Here is a 16,894-nt window from a genome sequence, read left to right as displayed (position 1 = left end):
CCCGTTGTGAGCAGGTGCTTTAATGGATCAGGATCAGAGCCAGATTCCGGAAACCGAGCAGGATCGAAAGAACCGGCGCTTTGCCGTCTCTGCCAATCGTGGGAGCGCTAGCCACCGGGTGCGTTACGTTGAAACGGGCGGTGCTGCAGTGGATACCGCGGAATGCACCTTTTGCCAGGATGTTCCCGACCTGGACCATGCCGGTGGTATCAGAGCCACTCAAGTTCCTGGCCGGTCTGACACCAGCGAGTGTTCTGGTAATGAAGCTCAAAAAGGCGACGCTGATTCTGCGCCGTAGCCAGGTCACACAATTCAAACCGGACGCTGGCACCAGGCAGTTGTTGGGCCAGAAGGCCGCAATCCACGGTGGGAACGACGCCGGGCTTAGGGTAGCCACCAATGGTCTGGCAATCGTTCAGCAAGACGATAGGTTGACCATCACCGGGAATCTGGACGGCTCCAAGGGCGATGCCTTCGGAAATAATTCCGGGGGGCGGGGAGCTCAGGGGCGTTCCCTGGAGTCGAAAGCCCATGCGGTCGGATTGGTCGCCAACTGTATAGCGGCTGGTTGTTAGCCGGATGATATCCGCTCGCTGAAACTGAGGGTATTGATAGCCCGGAATCAGCCGGATAACCGTTTCTGCATCAAGGTCGGGACGCTGGTGATCTGGTACTTTCCGCTCTGGCACTTGCCGTTTTGGCTGCAACGGCATCAATCGGTCTCCTGCCTGCACCGGGCCCTGGCCCTCGAGCTTTTCCCGAACAACCACCGAATGGCTCCCGAATTGTTCCGGCGCATCCAACCCACCCACCACGGCCAGGTAGACAAGCCGATGGTGCGTTGAGTGGTCAATCGTTAGTTCGTCACCATCGTTGAGGTTCAGGGTTTGCCACGACTCAACCGTTTGCCCGTTCACCGTTACGCGTGTTCTGGCGCCGGTGAGGGCTACCTGAAGCGCACCATGGGCAATGGCGCGAAATCCACCCAGCACTATCTCCAGACAGGCCGCATTGCGAGGGTTGTCCAGCAGCTTGTTGGCCCAGGTATAGCTGATCAGGTCAAGCGCACCGCCCGCCGCCAGGCCATGGTGGCGACAACCCCGACGACCACTGTCTTGAATGGTGCTTTGTACGCCGGGGCGGACGACTTCCAGAAAGCTCATGGGGTCAGCTCCCCGCCCGCGGCCAGAAACGCCTCCCGGCTTATGGCTTTGAATCTCACCCGGTCGCCGACCCTGAGCAGTGACAGGCTGGTTTGGTCGAACAAGGGTGTCGGGCACCGGCCAATCAATTGCCAGCCGCCAGGGGACGCCTGCGGGTATACGGCGGTCTGCCGGTTGGCTATGCCAACACTGCCAGCGGGCACCCGTTTTCGGGGGCTGGTCTTTCGGGGCGCGGCGATGGTGGGGTCCACTTGCCCCATAAAGGCAAATCCGGGAGCAAACCCAAGGGCATGGACCCGGTACTCAACGGCGCTGTGTTTGCGGATGATGTCCTCGCACTCCAGGCCGCACTCTGAGGCCAGCCATTGCAGGTCAGGCCCGGTCTCGGTGCTGTAGTAAACCGGCAGCTCAACCAGTCGGCCCTTCACATCCGGCGCGCGCTTACAGGTGTTTTCGAGGGTAACCAGTGGCCTTAGCTTAGACACAGCCTGCCGAAAGTCGATCTTCAATGGATCGTAGACCACCATCAGCGTGGTGTATGAGGGAACTATATCGACTAACCAGGGGAGACAGGCACTGCGAATGTTGTCGGCAAGTCCGGCGATGCGGGCAGGTAGGCTCTCGTCGATGGCCTCGGCCAGGGTGATCAGGATGGTATCTTCCGAAACCGCTTCAATCATTGCCCGGGTTTGCCAAGAGCCTTGCGGATGGCCTTGATCGCCTCAAGCGCGGCGTCGTTGTCGCCATGAACGCACAGGCTGTCTGCAGGAAGTTCAAGCCAGTTACCGGTGGCACTGAATACGCCACCTTTTTCGGCAAAGTACCGGGCCTGGCGCACAATGATTTCAGGGTCTTCGTGCACCGCCCCAGCCTGGCGTCTGGACACCAGTTGGCCTTCGTCGTCGTAGGCTCGGTCGGCAAAGGCTTCCAGCAGCAGGGGAACGCCGACATCGGCGGCCATTTGCTGATGCTCCCGGTATTTCCGGGTGACCGGAATCATCAGGGGCAGATCCTGCCGGAAGGTTCGGGTGGCAACCATGACCGCGTGCAACAGGGTTGGGTCCCGCATCATGTCGTTGTTCAAGGCGCCGTGGGGTTTCACGTAACTCAGGCTTAAACCTTCTTTACGACACATGCCCTCCAGGGCGCCCAACTGATAAAGCAGAAGGGCTTCGATTTCTTCCGGGGTGTGGTGGATAGACCGCCGGCCAAATCCGCTGAGGTCGTGGTACGAAGGGTGAGCGCCAATCTCCACGTGGTAACGCGATGCCAGCGCCAGCGTGTTGCGGATGACCATGGGATCTGCGGCGTGGAACCCGCAGGCCACATTAGCCATGTCGATCAGGGGCATGACCAGATCGTCCTGGCCCATCTGCCAGGCGCCGTAACTCTCGCCGAGATCGCAATTCAGTTTCATAGCGTACCGGTCGTCTCAGATATCCGCACGGCCGGGAAACGTCGCCTGTTTCCGGGCTTCTGCGCATTTCTGCCTGGCAGCCAGATTGTCCGGGCTGTTGTCAGGCACGGCCCACCCTTTCAGGTTGTCTTCCACCAGTTGCACCAATGCGTCGATATGGCCGGGTGTGGCGTTCAGGCAAGGGATGTAGCCAAAGGCTTCACCCCCGGACTCCATGAAGTATTCCCGGTTTTCTTCGTTGATTTCCTCGATGGTTTCGAGGCAGTCCGAAGAGAACCCCGGGCAGAAGACATCTACAGATTTTACACCTTTTTCCGGTAGGGATTTAAGGGTTTCGTCGGTGTAGGGTTGCAGCCATTCTTCCCGCCCAAAGCGCGATTGGAAGGTCGTCAAGTAGTCGTCCTGGCCAAGGCCAAGCCGTTCGGCCAGCAAGCGTGAGGTTTTATGGCATTCACAGTGATAAGGATCGCCCTTGAGCAGGTATTTGAGGGGGACGCCATGGTACGACAGGATGAGTTTTTCGTGCCGGCCATGATTGGCCCAGTGCGCCTCAATATGGCGTGCCATGGCCTCAATGTAGGGCGGGTAGTCGTGATAGTGAGACACAAACCGGAAATCCGGCAGCCAGCGGCGGCGGGTAAAGTCGGCGGCGATGGCATCAAAGGTAGACGCAGTGGTGGATGCCGAATACTGGGGGTACAGCGGCAGGACAAGCAGCTTGCGAACACCTTGTTGCTGCATGTCTTCCAATACCCGGGAAATTGACGGGTTGCCGTAGCGCATGGCAAAACCCACCACCACGTTGCTGCCATACTTTTTCTTCAGCGCTTCCCGAATGCCTTCCGCCTGTTTGGCGGTGTGTATCAGCAGGGGAGAGCCCTCCGGTTGCCAGACACTGGCATAGGCCTGGGCGCTTTTTCTTGGCCGGATTCTCAGGATGATGCCATGGAGGATCAACCACCAGATGGGGCGTGGTACTTCCACCACCCTTGGGTCCCACAGGAACTCGGCAAGATACTTTCTCAGTGCTGGTGTGGTGGGGGCGTCTGGTGTGCCAAGGTTGGTCACAAGTACCCCCAGGCGTTCGGGCTCGTTATGGCTGAACTGATCCGTCCCTTTATATGGCATTGATGCTATCCGATGGTGGTGGGTTAATGCTTGCCAGCCTGCTGTGCCAATCGCGGTATAAGGCCCGTGATGTCATATCCCGCGCGATGAGCTTTGGACAGAATCTCCTCCGGCTGGGTTTCCCGTGCGGCGCTCAGGGCCCACAGCACGGTGCAGCGGGTTCCAGAGCGACAGAAGGCCAGTACGGGTTTATCGGCATTCCGGATCATCGGCGCAAACTGGTCAACGTCCTCGTCGGTGATATTGCCAGACTCCACCGGGAGGAATACCCACTCCAGACCATGTTCCCGCGCTGCCGCTTCGATGTCCGCCATGGCGGGTTGGCCGGGCTCTTCACGGTCCGGGCGATTTGCAACCAGGGTCCGGAAGCCGAGTCGGGCAATTTCGGCAACATCCTGAACCGAAATCTGGGGGGCTACCGATAGGGTTTCATCAATCTTTCTGATATCCACTTAGGGCTCCAATGGTTGATGGCCGGGGATTTAAAGACGGGCCCCTTGGGGCCCGGCACAATGCTGTGATCGGGTCGTGTTGCTCAGGGGTTAGGCATTATGACCGGATGATGCCCGCATACGCTCAGCAATTTCAAACAGAATCATACCTGTGACCATCGATGCAACAAAGACCACAGCTTTGATTTCGCCCGCACCAAAGGCAACCAAAGCCGGCCCCGGGCAGAATCCCGCAATACCCCAGCCGACCCCAAACATCATACTACCGACGATCAGCCGTTTATCGATCTGGGTGTTGGTGGGGAGCTTTATGTTGAAGCCCAGGAATGACAATGTGCGTCTGCGGGCGATGGTGAAGGCTACCAGCCCAACAATAACCGCACCGCCCATGACAAAGGCCAGGGATGGGTCCCAGGCACCGGCGATATCCAGAAATCCGAGGACTTTTTCCGGGTTGGCCATACCGGAAACAATCAAACCAAGGCCAAAAATCAGGCCGGCAAACAGGGAAGCAATATGATATTTCATAGCTTCAGGCTCCAATCAGGTGACGGATAACATAAACGGTCACGAACCCCATGCCCATAAAGCTGAGGGTGGCCACCAGGGAACGAACAGACAGCCGGGACAAACCGCAAACCCCATGACCGCTGGTACAGCCAGACCCATAGCGTGTTCCAATGCCCACCAGCAGGCCGGCGGCAATCAGGGCAGGGTAACCGGCGTTGATTTCGATAGGTGGTAACTGGCCTGCCAGTGTCCAAATCGCTGGTGCCCCAATCAGCCCGGCAAGAAAGGCAATTCGCCACAGAATGTCGCTTCTGGTGGGGGTAAGCAAACCGCCGAGTATGCCGCTGATGCCGGCAATGCGGCCGTTCAGAAGCAGGAAGCTGGCGGCGGCCAGCCCAATCAGAATACCGCCAGTTAGTGCAGTGCCAGGGGTAAACTGGCTCCAGGCAATCTCAATCATTTACGTGCTCCAGGTTTCGCTTTGAGGAATAAGCTTATAAGTATGGGCGATAATACCAAAAAAAAAGCCCGGCAAGGAATGCCGGGCAGAGGCGTGCGAGTAGTATCCATGAAAGACTTCCAGACAAACCGACATCAACTGGGATGCCGGTAACGGGAAGTATTGACCATAATGTGAGCAGTTCAAGTGAGAGCGGCTTTCGTTTGAAAACATTTTTTCATATGCCTTGGGTGTTTATACTGCGCCCCTTCGTTATGCGGGTTTCAGGGAGGTGTGAATGACCACTGAAATCCCCGTTTGGCTGTAATACAATGGGGCCAGACCGTTCCCGCTTTGTTGCCAAGAGGTATTCATGTCAGACCACGACGATAAAAACCCGGAAAATGATCCGCAGCTGGCGGACAAAATCAAGGATTCCGCCCGCCAGATCTGGCTTGCGGGTCTGGGTGCATACACCAAGGCCGAGGAAGATGCGGGTAAGTTTTTTGAGCGCCTGGTGCAGGAGGGTGAGCAGCTGGAAACCAGGACCCGGGGCGTGGTGGAAAAGCAGATCAAGACCGTAGAGGGTCGCGTTGGTGAGGTTAAGGAAAAGGCGACCGGAACCTGGGACAAGCTTGAGCACATGTTCGACCAGCGCGTATCCGGTGCTTTGCGTCGCCTTGGTATTCACCGGCGCGAGGAAATTGAAGCGATGGAGCGCAGGATTGAAGCGCTGGAAAGCGAATTGGCCAGATTGCGGGGTGATTCACCAGCCTCGGATGAAGAAGAATAACCCTCAAAGGTAGCTGCGGCTGGTCAGCTGAATCTCCTGTTGCTCCTGTTCCGCCAGGTACGGAAGGATCAGGTGCAGCATTTGATACACTCCCTTGCCCGGATCTACCGATTCCCGGTCATCCAGATGGGACAGCGTGTCAAAGCTGCTCCAATAACAGGCCGTCAGGGTGAGCTGTTCGCACAGTGAGAGCAGCTCGTCTTCACTGATGGTCATGACCCCTTGGCTTTGAAAGCTCTCACACAAAACCCGAAACGCATTTTTTTTCTTCGCCAGAATCCGTTTAAACCGCACTTGCAGCTGGCTGTAGCGAGACAGCACGTTCACCAGATCCTGATACAGAAAACGATATCGGGCGACAGCCTCAAACAGCAAATGCAGGAAAAAGCTGAACTGGTCCAGTGAAATATCGGCGTCGTCCGGCACCGCGAGTAAGTCCACCATTTCTGCTTCAAAGCTCTGGAACAGCTCGTCGACAATGTCGCTCTTACTTTTGAAGTGGTAATAGAGATTGCCCGGGCTGATGTCCAGCTCATCGGAGATCAGCAGGGTGGTGACATTCGGCTCGCCCAGGCTGTTGAACAGCGCCAGGCTGGTGCCGAGAATCCTGTCCCTGGTTTTGATTTTTTTCATAATCGCTGAATCGATTCCTCAGAGGTCAAACCGCGCCCATACCGGGCAGTGGTCTGATGGCCGTTCCATACCTCGGATATCATAGGATACGCCGGCCTCTGTGGCTTTGGGCAGCAGGCTGTCGCTGGCCATAATCAGGTCAATTCGCAGGCCCCGTTTAGGGTCCCGTTCAAAACCTTTGCTTCGGTAGTCAAACCAGCTGAAGGTATCGGCCTCGTTCGGGTGAAGGTACCGGAAGACGTCGGTATAGCCCCGGCTTTCAACCTGGGCAAGCCATTCCCGTTCCTCTGGCAGAAAACTGCATTTCCCGGTGCGCAGCCAGCGCTTGGCGTTATCCGCGCCAATGCCGATGTCTTTGTCTGTGGGCGAGATGTTCATGTCGCCCATGACAATCACATGGCCAGGTTGGCTTTTCAAGTCGTCCAGGTAGGCCATCAGATCCCGGTAAAACTTCTGTTTTGCGGGAAATTTCACCGGATGATCCCGGCTCTCACCCTGGGGGAAGTAGCCGTTGATCACGGTCAGCGGCTCTCCGTTCACGGTAAAGCGACCGGTTATAAGACGGCGCTGGGCATCGTCGTCATCGGTGCTGTATCCCTTCTGGACCGACTCAGGCTCGGCCCGGGAGAGCAGGGCGACGCCATAATGGGTTTTCTGGCCGTGAAAGTGCACGTGGTAGCCGAGTTTGCGGATGTCATCTACCGGGAATTCCTGGTCAGTGACCTTGGTTTCCTGAAGCCCGATGATATCCGGGTTCAGTTGCTCGATCACAGCTTCAAGCTGGTGCAGACGGGTGCGGATACTGTTGACGTTAAACGACACAAACATCATGGGGGTGGAGTCTCCGGTACGTTTTGCCCGAGAGTTTACCACACCGTGGCCGGTTATCTGTTTGGCGGCCGGGCCGGGTTCAGGGCGTCAGTTCACAATCCGGGTATTGTTCCACCTCGTAGCGGATGTGCGCGGTGAAATTGGCATCTGCGTTTTCACGGATGTTGGTAAGGCCCAGGTACTCGGTCAGTGCGCCCTCTTTGTTGTACCCCAGCACGATAGGGTCAACCAGAAACCGGAGAACCAGGCTGGTGGGGCGAATACGAAGGACAACATCGGAGTTCAATTGGTTATTGCGGGTGGGTTCCAGTACAAACCCATAATGCTCGCCCCGTGTCGGGCCCAGGAAGCGAAACTCCACCGACTCTCCCCGGGTAACCTGGCCCCAGTTGGCGCGGACCAGATGATCAAAACCGGCATCCACCACTAACCGATTATCAAAATCTACCTCGTACCTCTCAACGTCGCCGGCGGGAGTCTGCCATTCAATATCCAGGCGGTTCGCCTCCGGGTAGGTGATTTTCAGGCTCTCGTTGAAGTCCGGTTGCTGAAAATCCACGCTCGGGCGGAGCGAGGAGTCTTCATAGTTCATCTGTTTGGTTGCGAAGGGGTCCTCGCCAGGTTCCTTTCGGTAGTTCACTGAGTGAGTTTGGGGTTCGAAGATGCCTTCCGCACAATGGCCCTCAACCCGATGGACTTCCTGGTAAAGCAACGTGCCACCGTTACTCTTGGCTGTGCCGGTGAACACGAACTGGTTGGCGTTTACGGGCAGTGCCAGAATGGTCAGGGCGCTGAAGGTAATGGCTGAACGAATCATGGCTGCAACTCCGAGTACAGGGTCTTCCGAACGAAAAGCAGCAACGGGAATAACAGGAACCACCCCACGGCCATGGCGGCCAGAGAGATCGTGAGGTCGGGCAGGGTGACGATACCCAGTTTGCTGGCGGACCAATAGGCGAACGGCCCTCCGATCGGCGCAAACACATAAGGTAGCCATTTGCGTTGCGCTATCCAGCCCAGTGAGTGGCACAGGGTGGTCATGAATATGGCCCAGATAGCGACCAGCCAGGGGGGCGCAACCAGCACTTCATCGGAACCATTGATGCCCAGTACACCGGTTCGGAACCAGAGTGTATCCATCAGGCTGCCAAGCACCACCCCGAAGCCGATGAACTGGAGCTCGGTAAAGCGCTTCTGGCTCACCAACGCAAAGTGGATGGCCAGAAATATCAACACCAGCCCGGCGGCAGCCAGGCCGGGAAACAGAACGCACACCAGCCAGCCTGTCTGGAACAGGGCGAAGTTCAGGATATTACGGGCGGTGTCTGAGGCGATCATAAACTGAGTATGTTGGCGCGCTTGTTGGCGGGTTTGGCCAGCACCAAGTGGGCCACGCCAATGGCCCGTTCGCTGAAGCCCGCCTCACAGTAGGCAAAGTAGAAGTGCCATAGACGCTGGAAGGCCTCGTCGTAGCCACGTTCAAGCAGGGTGTTCCGGTTTGCCATGAACCGGTCACACCAGTCACGCAGGGTGCGGGCGTAATGGAAGCCGAAGTCTTCGGAGTGGGTCAGCACCAGGTTGGATCCGCGGCGCATGGACGTGATAATGGCTCCGAATGAGGGTATGAAGCTGCCCGGGAAAATGTACCGTTGAATGAAGTCGACGTTCTTCAGGGCCCGGTCGTAACGCTGCTCCGGCATATTAATAGCCTGCACCAGGGCAAGGCCGTCCGGCTTGAGCAACGTGCTGATCTGGGCCAGGTAGCTGTCCAGGAACTGCGGTCCAACGGCCTCAATCATTTCGATCGACACCAGCTTGTCGAATTGCCCGGTCAGGTCACGGTAGTCATCAAACAGCAGGGTGATACGGTCTTCCAGGCCTTCGGCTTTCACCCGCTCTTTGGCCAGCTCAAGCTGCTCCCGGGAGATGGTGGTAGTGGTTACGTGGCAGCCATAATGCTTGGCGGCGTGAATGGCAAACCCGCCCCAGCCGGTGCCTATTTCGATCACACGGTCCTCTGGCTGCAGGTCCAGCTTCTTGCAGATGGTATCCAGCTTGTAGACCGCGGCTTCTTCGAGTGTTGAGTCCGCGCTCGGGTAAATGGCCGATGAATACATCATGGTTGGGTCAAGAAAGAGCTGGAACAAATCGTTACCCAGATCGTAGTGGGCACTGATGTTCTTACGCGAACCGGCAGGGGTGTTGCGGTTCAGCCAATGCAGCGCTTTCAGGGTCGGCTTGCTTACCCAGCTGAACTTGTCTTCAAAGGCATTCATGGTGTCCAGGTTTCGGCTGAAAAAACGCAGGAGGGCGGTCAGGTCCGGAGAGCTCCAGTCCCCTGCAACGAAGGACTCGGCAGCCCCAACGCTGCCACCAGTCACCAGATCACGCCAGGTGGTGTGATCATGGATTACCAGTTCCGCTGCCGGATACTGCGGGTCCCCGTCACCGTAGACGAGATCCTCAGCACCGTATTCCTTGACCACCAATTTGCCGTGGGCCAGTTGTGACAGCTGCTGGCAGACAAGCTGTTTTGCAATCCGGCTTACCAGCGGCGTTTGGCTGGTGCGCTGGCTGTCTACGGATGTGTTCAGGTTCTCCATGAGCTTACCCTTCCCGCTATATCTGAATCTGAGTGCCTGGGTGCCGGTGTTAAAGTGATCTCTGCGCCTTTATCTTCCACGCCCTTTCGATATTGGCTGTCCGTTTTGTCCAGCTTGTCCGGGTGGGTGTAGAAAGGCGCGCCCTTGAGCTTCAGCTTCAGGGCATTCCAGTAAATGCCGGCCGTGCCTTTGAGGGTTTCCAGGGGAAAACGCCTCAGGCTTCTGTGCAGTGTTTTACGTTCAAACGGGCTGCGTTGGACTACCAGGGTGGCATCAAAATGTTTTTCCTGTCCCTGTTGCACGTTCATGTGAATACGTAGCTCGGGGCCTTTGAAACTGAACAGCCACTGGTACTGCTGATCCATGCGGTTGAACGGGGACACGTGAAAGCGCTTGCTGAAGGCAAAGCGTTCGGTATGCCACGCCCCGGTCAGGGTAGATCCGGGCTGATGGCACTCAAGGCAGTAAATATGGCGTTGCTTCCAGGGTGTGTTGGTAATCTGCGCCAGAATCACTCGGGGAACGTCGCCGTTTTGAGGGCTTTCGCCGTGGTTGTAGCAAAGATAAAAGCTGACTGGATTGAAGACGTATCCCAGGTAGCGCGGATGAGTGATCAGCTCTATTGGGCCGTCCGGTGCCCAGCCAGTGGCGCTTTTCACCTGGTTGAACACTGCCTGGCGCAGACTGGGCACTTCCGGGTTCAGGTAATCCCGCCGGTACAGAGACATCCAGTTAAACCGTTCCAGGGAAAAGAACGGGCTCGAAGAGGTGATGGTCTCCCAGTCATCCAGGTCTAACGCCAGCATACCGATCTTGTACTTAAACTCGTGCAAAACCGGAATCTTACGCCGATGTCTTATAGTGCCTTCTAGCCACTGGCTGGCCATGATCAGAGCTCCACCCCGAACGCGCGGGTAACGCGCAATGCGCTGCGTACACCGTCTTCATGGAAGCCGTTGAACCAGTAGGCGCCACAGTAGTGGGTCCGGTTACGGTTGCCGATCTGGTCATAGCGCTCCTGGGCGGCCACGGCTTCGAGGGTAAACACCGGATGGTCGTATTCAAATCGCTTGATGACCTTGGCGGGGTCGATGTCATGGCTGCGGTTGAGCGTAACGCAGAAGGTTTCAGGCGCATCATCGAAGTTCTGCAAGGTATTCATGTTGTAGGTCACCGACACCGGCTGGGTGCTGTGTTCGGGAATCATGTAGTTCCAGGCTGCCCAGGCCAGCCGGGTGGATGGCAAAACGCTGGCATCGGTGTGCAACACTACATCATTCTTCTGGTAGCCGATGGCACCAAGGATGTCCCGTTCCTGATCGGTCGGATCATTCAGCATCGCCAGCGCCTGGTTGCTATGGCAGGCCAGCACAACCTGATCGAACCGGTGCTGTTGGCCGTTCACGACAATGGTGACGCCTTCTTCGTCCCGAGTAATCGCCGTTACCGGACTGTTCAGGTGAGTGCGGTCGCCCAGCCGCGCCATCATCTTGTCCACGTAGGTGGCGGAACCACCGGAAATCACCCGCCAGGTTGGGCGGTCGTCCACCGAAAGCATGCCGTGATTGTTAAAAAACTGCAGGAAAAACCGGATCGGGAACTGCTCCAATACGATTTCCGGGGCAGACCAGATAGCAGCACCCATCGGAACGATGTAGTTGTTACGGAAATAACGGCTGTAGCGATTGCGGTTAAGGTATTCGCCCAGGGTTTCACCTTCTGGGATCTGGCCGGCAGCGAGATCGGCGCGAGTTTCCTTGTTGAACCGGAGGATTTCCCGGATCATCTTCAGAAAGTTCAGGTTAAGAAGGTTCTTGCGCTGGGCAAACAGCGTATTGAGGCTGGTCCCGTTGTACTGCAGGCCAGACACATGGCAGTCCACGCTGAAACTCATGTTACTGACTTCCGACTTTACGTCCAGGCGGTCCATCAGTTTGATAAAATTCGGGTAGGTCCAGTCATTGAACACGATAAAACCGGTGTTCACCGGCCAAACGCGCCCGCCAGCCTCAACTTGCTCGGTGTTGGTGTGGCCACCCGCATAATCGCCAGCCTCGAACAGTTGAACGTCGTGTTTTTCGCTAAGCAGCCAGCCCGCCGTCAAGCCGGATACCCCGGCACCAATCACAGCAATACGCTGACGATTCGGGTTCATGCAATCTTTTCCTGTTACCAAAGTGTTCAAGAGTGGTTGTTACGGGCCATGGATGCGGCCATGCGATCCACAAGGCCTTGAGGTAAGGCGCCCAGCGCTTTGAGCAGCCAGGTAAAACGCCGGGGAAAGGCGATTTCCGTTTTACCCTTTTCAAGCCCTTTAACGATGCGGTGGGCTGCATCTTCCGAGCTGATGATGAAGGGCATGGGGAAGTCGTTACGGTCCGTCAGAGGTGTTTTTACAAAGCCAGGTGAAACCACCACCACGTCGACGCCTTCCGCCGCCAAGTCGGCCCTCAGGGCGTGAGCAAAGTAGGTCAGGGCAGCCTTTGAAGCGCCGTAACCCTCTGCCCGGCCAAAGGGAAACCACCAGGCCGACGAGCTGACGATCACCAGTGTTGCCGGTTTACCTTTGGCCCGTGTGGCCCTGAGCGCTGGGAGCGCGATATCCAGGCTGCGGGCGGTGCCAACCACATTGGTCATCATGTTGGCCTCAATAACGTGGCTGTCGTACTCGGCGATTTCCAGGTATTCGCAGATACCGGCATTCAGTATCGCCATATCCAGATCACCAAAGTAGCCCAGAGAATCCTTTAAAGCCTCAAGGTCACTCTTACGGGTGGTGTCGGCGGGGGCGGCCAGCAACTGTTCGGGATGCTGATTCACCAGGGCATCCAGTGCCTCTTTCCGGCGCCCGGTGACAATCAGCCTGTGCCCGTGGGTGGTAAGTTGTTTCGCCAGTGCCTCGCCAATACCAGACGATGCGCCGGTGAGCCAGATGTTGCTGGCGGTTTCCAGGCGTTTGCTCACCCTGCCTGCTCCTTGACCCAGCGGATCACGCCGCCCACTACCGGAAGATTTTCATAGAGTAATTGGCCGGCATCGAAGTAATCCCGGTGGTACCGTACCCGACCGTCCAGAATACGGAGGTGGCTGATACCCTCAACCTCTACGGTTTTTCCCCCTTTGATGCGCTTGTGCTGCAACTCCATTATCCAGGGAATCGTGCACCAGGAGTCCTGGATCACTGGACTGTTGAAGCGGAACTGACAACGGATAACGTTGCCGTAGGCGTCGGCAAAGTAATTCGTCAGTTCATCCAGGCCGTTCACCGTTCCGAATGGATCCTGAAACTCGATGTCTTCACCATAAACCTGCTGTAGTTTGTGCAGATTGCCCTTGTCCAGCTGATTGAACAGGGCGCAGAACTGGTCGAGCACAGCTGGCAGGGCGGGGTTCGGTGAGCCGACCTCAATGGCAGAAGCAGTTGTCATTTGCGCTTCCTCCTCTGTTCGTCCAATTCACGTGTTTCTTTATGGATATGTGCCGGAATTGGGTTCAAATCCCACACTATCCCGAGCTTGGACAACGCCCAGAGCCCGTACCAGGTAATATCTATCTCATACCACCGAAACCCCTGACGGACAGACTGCGGCCAGCGGTGATGGTTGTTGTGCCAGCCTTCGCCCAGCGTAATGAGCGCGAGCCAGAAATTATTCCGGCTGTCGTCGTCGGTTTCGAACCTACGTTTTCCCCACACGTGTGACAGGGAGTTGATGGATACCGTAGCGTGGAACAAGCACACCGTTGAGATGAAAAATCCCCAAACCAGCAGTTGCAAACCATTGGTGCCCAGCCCCGGCGCCCATACTGCCAGGGCTTCACCACCGAGGTAGATCAGCACGGCTGCCGCCACCGGGATCAATGAATCAAAACGGTTGATAAACTTGAGTTCCGGAAATTTTAACCAGTCTCGTACCCGGCGTTCATCCATACTGAAACCGGCATCACAGGTAAACCAGCCGGCGTGAGACCACCAGAATCCGCCGTGGTGGGGTGAGTGCAGGTCTTCCGCATTATCGGAGTGCTGGTGATGGTGCCGATGGTGAGCGGCCCACCACAGTGGGCCTCGCTGGGCCGAACTGGCGCCCAGTACCGCGAACACGAACTGGGCAGTGCGACTGGTCTTGAATGTCTTGTGGGAAAAGTAGCGATGATAAAAGCCAGTGACGGCAAACATCCGGATGACGAAAAAGGCTGCGGCGAACACGACGGCAAACGTGCTGGCACCAGTGAAAAATGCGAGCAGGCAAGCAAGATGCAATGCGATAAAAGGCAGCACCCTCACCCAGTTAAAGGATCTGGAACTGGAGTCCAGGTGGTCTGAACCGGCTTCGGAATCGAACCATCTCAGAATGTTTGTTAACCAGTAATTCAATCGGGCCATATACAACCATGCTTAAAGTGACATCAGACACCACATCAATACGCAGCGTAGCGGTTATCGGTTCAGGTCTGGCAGGCCTCACGGCTGCAATTTTACTTGGCCAACTGGGCCATAGTGTCACGGTGTTTGAGAAAAGTCGCGGGCCCGGTGGTCGTATGGCCTCCAAGAGAGTGGGTAGTGGCTCTGCCGATGTTGGTGCTCAATATTTTACCGCCCGCAACCGTGAGTTTCTTTCGTTCTTGCAGCGCTGGGCGGGAAGCGATGCGTTCCTCGAATGGCCGGCCAGATTTCGTTTTCAGGACGACACCCTGAACTGGCAGCCGTTTCCGGAAGAGAAGCGTTATGTTGGCGTACCGAGAATGACCGCCATCACCCGCGCATTGTCTGCTCACGTTGATGTCACTGCCCAGGTGAGAATTGAACGATTGGAGCGTTCCGGTAACCAGTGGCAACTGGTTTGTACAGAAGGACTGAACCACGGTGTTTTCGACCAGGTGATCATCACCGCGCCCCCGGCCCAGGCCCGGGAACTGTTACGGGCGAGCCAGCTTGACGGGCTGGCGGAAGAGCTGGAAAAGCCGGTTGATCAGATTCTCCCGTGTTGGGCAGTCGCGGCTCACTATTCGGAGCCACCGGAGGTAGACGCAGACGCCATGCGCCCGCACTCTGAGGTGCTCTACTGGGTTGCTAACAACTCCTCCAAGCCGGGCCGGGATGATTCCGGCCAATGGTGGGTGCTGCATGCCACCCCGGAGTGGACCAAGGCCCATGTGGATGCAGAGCCGGGCTATGTCAGCAACGCTTTGGTGGGCGAATTCGCGGCGTTAACCGGTGCCGATGCCCGGCCCGATGAGACGGTGGCCCACCGCTGGCTTTATGCCCGGTCGGCCTGGAGTAGTCAGCCCGGTTATCGGTACGATGCCGAGAATGGGGTTGGGCTGGCGGGCGACTGGCTGGCTGGCGGCCGGGTGGAAGGCGCGTGGGAAAGCGCCACCCGCTTGGTTGCCGCGATTCAGTAGCGCACCAGTCTATTCAAGCAGGTCGGGAGGCGCCATCCTGGTGACTTCCGGCCGGCTGTAGAAATGGGTGATGGTGCCGTCACCAAACTTCGAGAAAAACGCGCTGACCTCGGTAATCTTGCGCAATGAGCGCTCCCGGGAGATCGGATTCTTCACCAATACCTTTATGCCGTTGAAGTTGTCCTGGATATTCGAGAAACGGGCGCGCATGGAGCAGGTCACCACGTTGCCCGGGTCTATGGCCAACTCGCCAGCCAGCCAGTGGCTGTGGTCGGCAATCTGCTGTTTGTCGAGATTTTCCCGGGTATCCAGGTGGTGCAGCTTCACCCGGTTTACTATGCAGAATGAATAACTTTTCGGATGCTTGCGGGCCACTTTCCGGAAAGCTTCCCAGAAGAAGTTATCGGTCAGCTCGGCAAAGTACCTCATATCGCTCAGGCAGGTGTCGATCCAGTCGAAGCTTTCCGCGTCTTCCAGTACTTCGTTGATGGCTTCCCGCAGCAGCCAGTCGAAACCCAGGGCTGTTTTGTGGGCGTAGACTTTCCGGTACATCTGATACCGGCTGTAAACGAAATCTTCCAGGGCACCCAGGCCTTTCTGGGTAATCGCCAGGCCCATCCAGGGTTCGGACACATCCCAGCCAAACCTCAGGTTGCTTAGCAGGTGGTCCAGGTTGAACCCGCCGATGGTAACGGAACTGTGGAAACCATCCCTCAGCATGTAATCTGCCCGGTCAGCATCGATCTCACCGGACACAATGGACGACAGCAACCCCATGACCAGGGCCGGCACGTCCTGTTCACCGATGGTGCCTGCGACCGCATCTTCTCCGGCAATGAATTCCCAGAAGGTGCGGGCGTGGCGGCAGAAGGTGTCGCTTGGGGTTACGTCAGTGGTCTCCATGATGCCAATCACATCAACGGCGTTCAGCCCGGCGTTCTCCAGATCTACCGATGAAAGCACGTCATGGGCAACCCGGACGGAATAATGTTCATGTTCCAGTTCTCCTGGCTCCTCCGGGTGATAACGGGTGAAATCGACCTCTCGCCACAGGTCCCGGAAACGCTGGGGTCGCGACATGAGTTCACGGATGCGGCGGGCCTGGGTGAACTGGTGCGAAAAACTGGAGTGGCCGCTGTCGTGTAGCAGGCAGCCAAGGCGAATGGTTTTGGCCAGGTAATCGATGGCGTCCAGCTGGCTCAGGCTCAGATCTGTGCGTTCGCTGAGTTGCCTTTCCCGCAGGTAGGCATCAATCATCGAACGAAACATACGGGTGCCCACATGCATTACGCCAATGCTGTGCAGGAAACGGGAGTGGGTCGCGCCGGGGAATACCAGGCTCAGGATGTCGTTCTGGCAGATGTTTCTCAGGCGCTGGAACAGGGGATGGTCAATCACCTGGATTTCATGCCGATACAAGGGAATGCCGCCGTGCACGGGGTCCATGATGAGCTTGTCGTAAGCTCCGAGCAGGTCGTTGACGGCACGTCGCATGGTTACAAATCTCCCAATTTAATGACACGGC

21 protein-coding genes are annotated in these 16,894 nt (G+C 57.0%); 2 read left to right on the top strand and 19 right to left on the bottom strand.

Translation table 11 applies throughout. From position 1 onward, the window contains the following. Window positions 1-19: 19 nt before the first annotated feature. The 8 genes from ACZ5Q2_RS13990 to ACZ5Q2_RS13955 all read right to left on the bottom strand — a co-directional run bounded on the left by ACZ5Q2_RS13990 (window position 20) and on the right by ACZ5Q2_RS13955 (window position 5,130). Window positions 20-223, bottom strand: a complete 204-nt coding sequence (locus tag ACZ5Q2_RS13990; protein ID WP_061332851.1) for a hypothetical protein — start codon at window positions 221-223, stop codon at window positions 20-22. Then, the gene (locus ACZ5Q2_RS13985) at window positions 210-1,163 is read right to left on the bottom strand and encodes a 5-oxoprolinase subunit C family protein (protein WP_061332853.1); all 954 of its coding nucleotides are present in this window, start codon (window positions 1,161-1,163) and stop codon (window positions 210-212) included. The genes ACZ5Q2_RS13990 and ACZ5Q2_RS13985 overlap by 14 nt, the downstream gene beginning before the upstream one ends. Then, on the bottom strand, window positions 1,160-1,843 hold the full coding sequence (gene pxpB / locus ACZ5Q2_RS13980) for a 5-oxoprolinase subunit PxpB (protein ID WP_061332855.1): 684 nt from the start codon (window positions 1,841-1,843) through the stop codon (window positions 1,160-1,162). Before pxpB ends, ACZ5Q2_RS13985 begins: the two co-directional genes overlap by 4 nt. After that, the gene (locus tag ACZ5Q2_RS13975) at window positions 1,840-2,580 is read right to left on the bottom strand and encodes a 5-oxoprolinase subunit PxpA (RefSeq protein WP_061332857.1); all 741 of its coding nucleotides are present in this window, start codon (window positions 2,578-2,580) and stop codon (window positions 1,840-1,842) included. The genes pxpB and ACZ5Q2_RS13975 overlap by 4 nt, the downstream gene beginning before the upstream one ends. Window positions 2,581-2,595: 15 nt before the next feature. Beyond that, window positions 2,596-3,708 carry a ferrochelatase gene (gene hemH / locus ACZ5Q2_RS13970; protein WP_061332859.1) on the bottom strand — a complete coding sequence of 371 codons (1,113 nt, stop codon included), beginning with the start codon at window positions 3,706-3,708 and terminating at the stop codon, window positions 2,596-2,598. 23 nt (window positions 3,709-3,731) lie between these two features. Further along, window positions 3,732-4,160 carry a protein tyrosine phosphatase family protein gene (locus tag ACZ5Q2_RS13965; protein ID WP_061332861.1) on the bottom strand — a complete coding sequence of 143 codons (429 nt, stop codon included), beginning with the start codon at window positions 4,158-4,160 and terminating at the stop codon, window positions 3,732-3,734. 90 nt (window positions 4,161-4,250) lie between these two features. Continuing rightward, complete coding sequence (locus ACZ5Q2_RS13960; RefSeq protein ID WP_061332863.1) at window positions 4,251-4,688, bottom strand: YeeE/YedE family protein; 438 nt, start codon at window positions 4,686-4,688, stop codon at window positions 4,251-4,253. Window positions 4,689-4,692: 4 nt separating this feature from the next. Then, window positions 4,693-5,130: a YeeE/YedE family protein gene (locus ACZ5Q2_RS13955; protein WP_061332865.1), complete on the bottom strand. Its 438-nt coding sequence runs from the start codon at window positions 5,128-5,130 to the stop codon at window positions 4,693-4,695. Window positions 5,131-5,482: 352 nt separating this feature from the next. On the opposite strand from ACZ5Q2_RS13955, the gene ACZ5Q2_RS13950 reads away from it, so the two are divergent. Next, complete coding sequence (locus tag ACZ5Q2_RS13950; protein ID WP_061332867.1) at window positions 5,483-5,902, top strand: phasin family protein; 420 nt, start codon at window positions 5,483-5,485, stop codon at window positions 5,900-5,902. Between the two features lie 3 nt (window positions 5,903-5,905). Here the strand turns inward: ACZ5Q2_RS13950 and ACZ5Q2_RS13945 are convergent, their stop codons facing one another. The 10 genes from ACZ5Q2_RS13945 to ACZ5Q2_RS13900 all read right to left on the bottom strand — a co-directional run bounded on the left by ACZ5Q2_RS13945 (window position 5,906) and on the right by ACZ5Q2_RS13900 (window position 14,350). Further along, entirely contained in the window at window positions 5,906-6,535 is a 630-nt protein-coding gene (locus tag ACZ5Q2_RS13945; RefSeq protein WP_061332869.1) for a TetR/AcrR family transcriptional regulator, read from the bottom strand. Between the two features lie 18 nt (window positions 6,536-6,553). Continuing rightward, entirely contained in the window at window positions 6,554-7,366 is an 813-nt protein-coding gene (xthA, locus tag ACZ5Q2_RS13940; RefSeq protein ID WP_061332871.1) for an exodeoxyribonuclease III, read from the bottom strand. Window positions 7,367-7,445: 79 nt separating this feature from the next. Further along, on the bottom strand, window positions 7,446-8,183 hold the full coding sequence (locus tag ACZ5Q2_RS13935) for a hypothetical protein (protein WP_061332872.1): 738 nt from the start codon (window positions 8,181-8,183) through the stop codon (window positions 7,446-7,448). After that, complete coding sequence (locus ACZ5Q2_RS13930) at window positions 8,180-8,704, bottom strand: DUF2878 domain-containing protein (protein WP_061332873.1); 525 nt, start codon at window positions 8,702-8,704, stop codon at window positions 8,180-8,182. The genes ACZ5Q2_RS13935 and ACZ5Q2_RS13930 overlap by 4 nt, the downstream gene beginning before the upstream one ends. Then, window positions 8,701-9,969, bottom strand: a complete 1,269-nt coding sequence (locus ACZ5Q2_RS13925) for an SAM-dependent methyltransferase (protein WP_061332874.1) — start codon at window positions 9,967-9,969, stop codon at window positions 8,701-8,703. The genes ACZ5Q2_RS13930 and ACZ5Q2_RS13925 overlap by 4 nt, the downstream gene beginning before the upstream one ends. After that, window positions 9,957-10,856 (bottom strand): DUF1365 domain-containing protein, encoded by a 900-nt coding sequence (locus ACZ5Q2_RS13920; protein ID WP_061332875.1) that lies wholly within the window; start codon window positions 10,854-10,856, stop codon window positions 9,957-9,959. Before ACZ5Q2_RS13920 ends, ACZ5Q2_RS13925 begins: the two co-directional genes overlap by 13 nt. Before the next feature lie 2 nt (window positions 10,857-10,858). Next, a complete protein-coding gene (locus tag ACZ5Q2_RS13915; protein WP_432209951.1) occupies window positions 10,859-12,124 on the bottom strand; it encodes an NAD(P)/FAD-dependent oxidoreductase in 1,266 nt (421 codons plus the stop codon). A 26-nt stretch (window positions 12,125-12,150) separates the two neighbouring features. After that, window positions 12,151-12,933: an SDR family NAD(P)-dependent oxidoreductase gene (locus tag ACZ5Q2_RS13910; protein WP_432209952.1), complete on the bottom strand. Its 783-nt coding sequence runs from the start codon at window positions 12,931-12,933 to the stop codon at window positions 12,151-12,153. Beyond that, on the bottom strand, window positions 12,930-13,397 hold the full coding sequence (locus tag ACZ5Q2_RS13905) for a nuclear transport factor 2 family protein (protein ID WP_432209953.1): 468 nt from the start codon (window positions 13,395-13,397) through the stop codon (window positions 12,930-12,932). The genes ACZ5Q2_RS13910 and ACZ5Q2_RS13905 overlap by 4 nt, the downstream gene beginning before the upstream one ends. Further along, a complete protein-coding gene (locus tag ACZ5Q2_RS13900) occupies window positions 13,394-14,350 on the bottom strand; it encodes an acyl-CoA desaturase (RefSeq protein WP_432209954.1) in 957 nt (318 codons plus the stop codon). Before ACZ5Q2_RS13900 ends, ACZ5Q2_RS13905 begins: the two co-directional genes overlap by 4 nt. An 8-nt stretch (window positions 14,351-14,358) precedes the next feature. Between ACZ5Q2_RS13900 and ACZ5Q2_RS13895 the strand changes: the two genes are divergently transcribed. Then, window positions 14,359-15,369: an NAD(P)/FAD-dependent oxidoreductase gene (locus tag ACZ5Q2_RS13895; protein WP_432209955.1), complete on the top strand. Its 1,011-nt coding sequence runs from the start codon at window positions 14,359-14,361 to the stop codon at window positions 15,367-15,369. A gap of 9 nt (window positions 15,370-15,378) precedes the next feature. On the opposite strand, the gene ACZ5Q2_RS13890 is transcribed toward ACZ5Q2_RS13895, so the two are convergent. Further along, on the bottom strand, window positions 15,379-16,863 hold the full coding sequence (locus ACZ5Q2_RS13890; RefSeq protein ID WP_432209956.1) for an HD domain-containing protein: 1,485 nt from the start codon (window positions 16,861-16,863) through the stop codon (window positions 15,379-15,381). Between the last annotated feature and the right edge of the window lie 31 nt (window positions 16,864-16,894).

The organism is Marinobacter alkaliphilus, assembly GCF_055394375.1.
This window is presented reverse-complemented; position numbering and strand designations above follow the sequence as displayed.

What these genes read in the sequence shown, in the direction of transcription:
- ACZ5Q2_RS13930 (WP_061332873.1), bottom strand. Translation starts at nt 8,704, where the DNA reads ATGATCGCCTCAGACACCGCCCGTAATATCCTGAACTTCGCCCTGTTC.
- ACZ5Q2_RS13920 (WP_061332875.1), bottom strand. Translation starts at nt 10,856, where the DNA reads ATGGCCAGCCAGTGGCTAGAAGGCACTATAAGACATCGGCGTAAGATT.
- ACZ5Q2_RS13985 (WP_061332853.1), bottom strand. Translation starts at nt 1,163, where the DNA reads ATGAGCTTTCTGGAAGTCGTCCGCCCCGGCGTACAAAGCACCATTCAA.
- ACZ5Q2_RS13950 (WP_061332867.1), top strand. Translation starts at nt 5,483, where the DNA reads ATGTCAGACCACGACGATAAAAACCCGGAAAATGATCCGCAGCTGGCG.
- ACZ5Q2_RS13895 (WP_432209955.1), top strand. Translation starts at nt 14,359, where the DNA reads ATGCTTAAAGTGACATCAGACACCACATCAATACGCAGCGTAGCGGTT.
- ACZ5Q2_RS13955 (WP_061332865.1), bottom strand. Translation starts at nt 5,130, where the DNA reads ATGATTGAGATTGCCTGGAGCCAGTTTACCCCTGGCACTGCACTAACT.
- xthA (WP_061332871.1), bottom strand. Translation starts at nt 7,366, where the DNA reads ATGATGTTTGTGTCGTTTAACGTCAACAGTATCCGCACCCGTCTGCAC.
- ACZ5Q2_RS13915 (WP_432209951.1), bottom strand. Translation starts at nt 12,124, where the DNA reads ATGAACCCGAATCGTCAGCGTATTGCTGTGATTGGTGCCGGGGTATCC.
- ACZ5Q2_RS13890 (WP_432209956.1), bottom strand. Translation starts at nt 16,863, where the DNA reads ATGCGACGTGCCGTCAACGACCTGCTCGGAGCTTACGACAAGCTCATC.
- ACZ5Q2_RS13900 (WP_432209954.1), bottom strand. Translation starts at nt 14,350, where the DNA reads ATGGCCCGATTGAATTACTGGTTAACAAACATTCTGAGATGGTTCGAT.
- ACZ5Q2_RS13925 (WP_061332874.1), bottom strand. Translation starts at nt 9,969, where the DNA reads ATGGAGAACCTGAACACATCCGTAGACAGCCAGCGCACCAGCCAAACG.
- ACZ5Q2_RS13945 (WP_061332869.1), bottom strand. Translation starts at nt 6,535, where the DNA reads ATGAAAAAAATCAAAACCAGGGACAGGATTCTCGGCACCAGCCTGGCG.
- hemH (WP_061332859.1), bottom strand. Translation starts at nt 3,708, where the DNA reads ATGCCATATAAAGGGACGGATCAGTTCAGCCATAACGAGCCCGAACGC.
- ACZ5Q2_RS13905 (WP_432209953.1), bottom strand. Translation starts at nt 13,397, where the DNA reads ATGACAACTGCTTCTGCCATTGAGGTCGGCTCACCGAACCCCGCCCTG.
- ACZ5Q2_RS13935 (WP_061332872.1), bottom strand. Translation starts at nt 8,183, where the DNA reads ATGATTCGTTCAGCCATTACCTTCAGCGCCCTGACCATTCTGGCACTG.
- ACZ5Q2_RS13975 (WP_061332857.1), bottom strand. Translation starts at nt 2,580, where the DNA reads ATGAAACTGAATTGCGATCTCGGCGAGAGTTACGGCGCCTGGCAGATG.
- pxpB (WP_061332855.1), bottom strand. Translation starts at nt 1,843, where the DNA reads ATGATTGAAGCGGTTTCGGAAGATACCATCCTGATCACCCTGGCCGAG.
- ACZ5Q2_RS13960 (WP_061332863.1), bottom strand. Translation starts at nt 4,688, where the DNA reads ATGAAATATCATATTGCTTCCCTGTTTGCCGGCCTGATTTTTGGCCTT.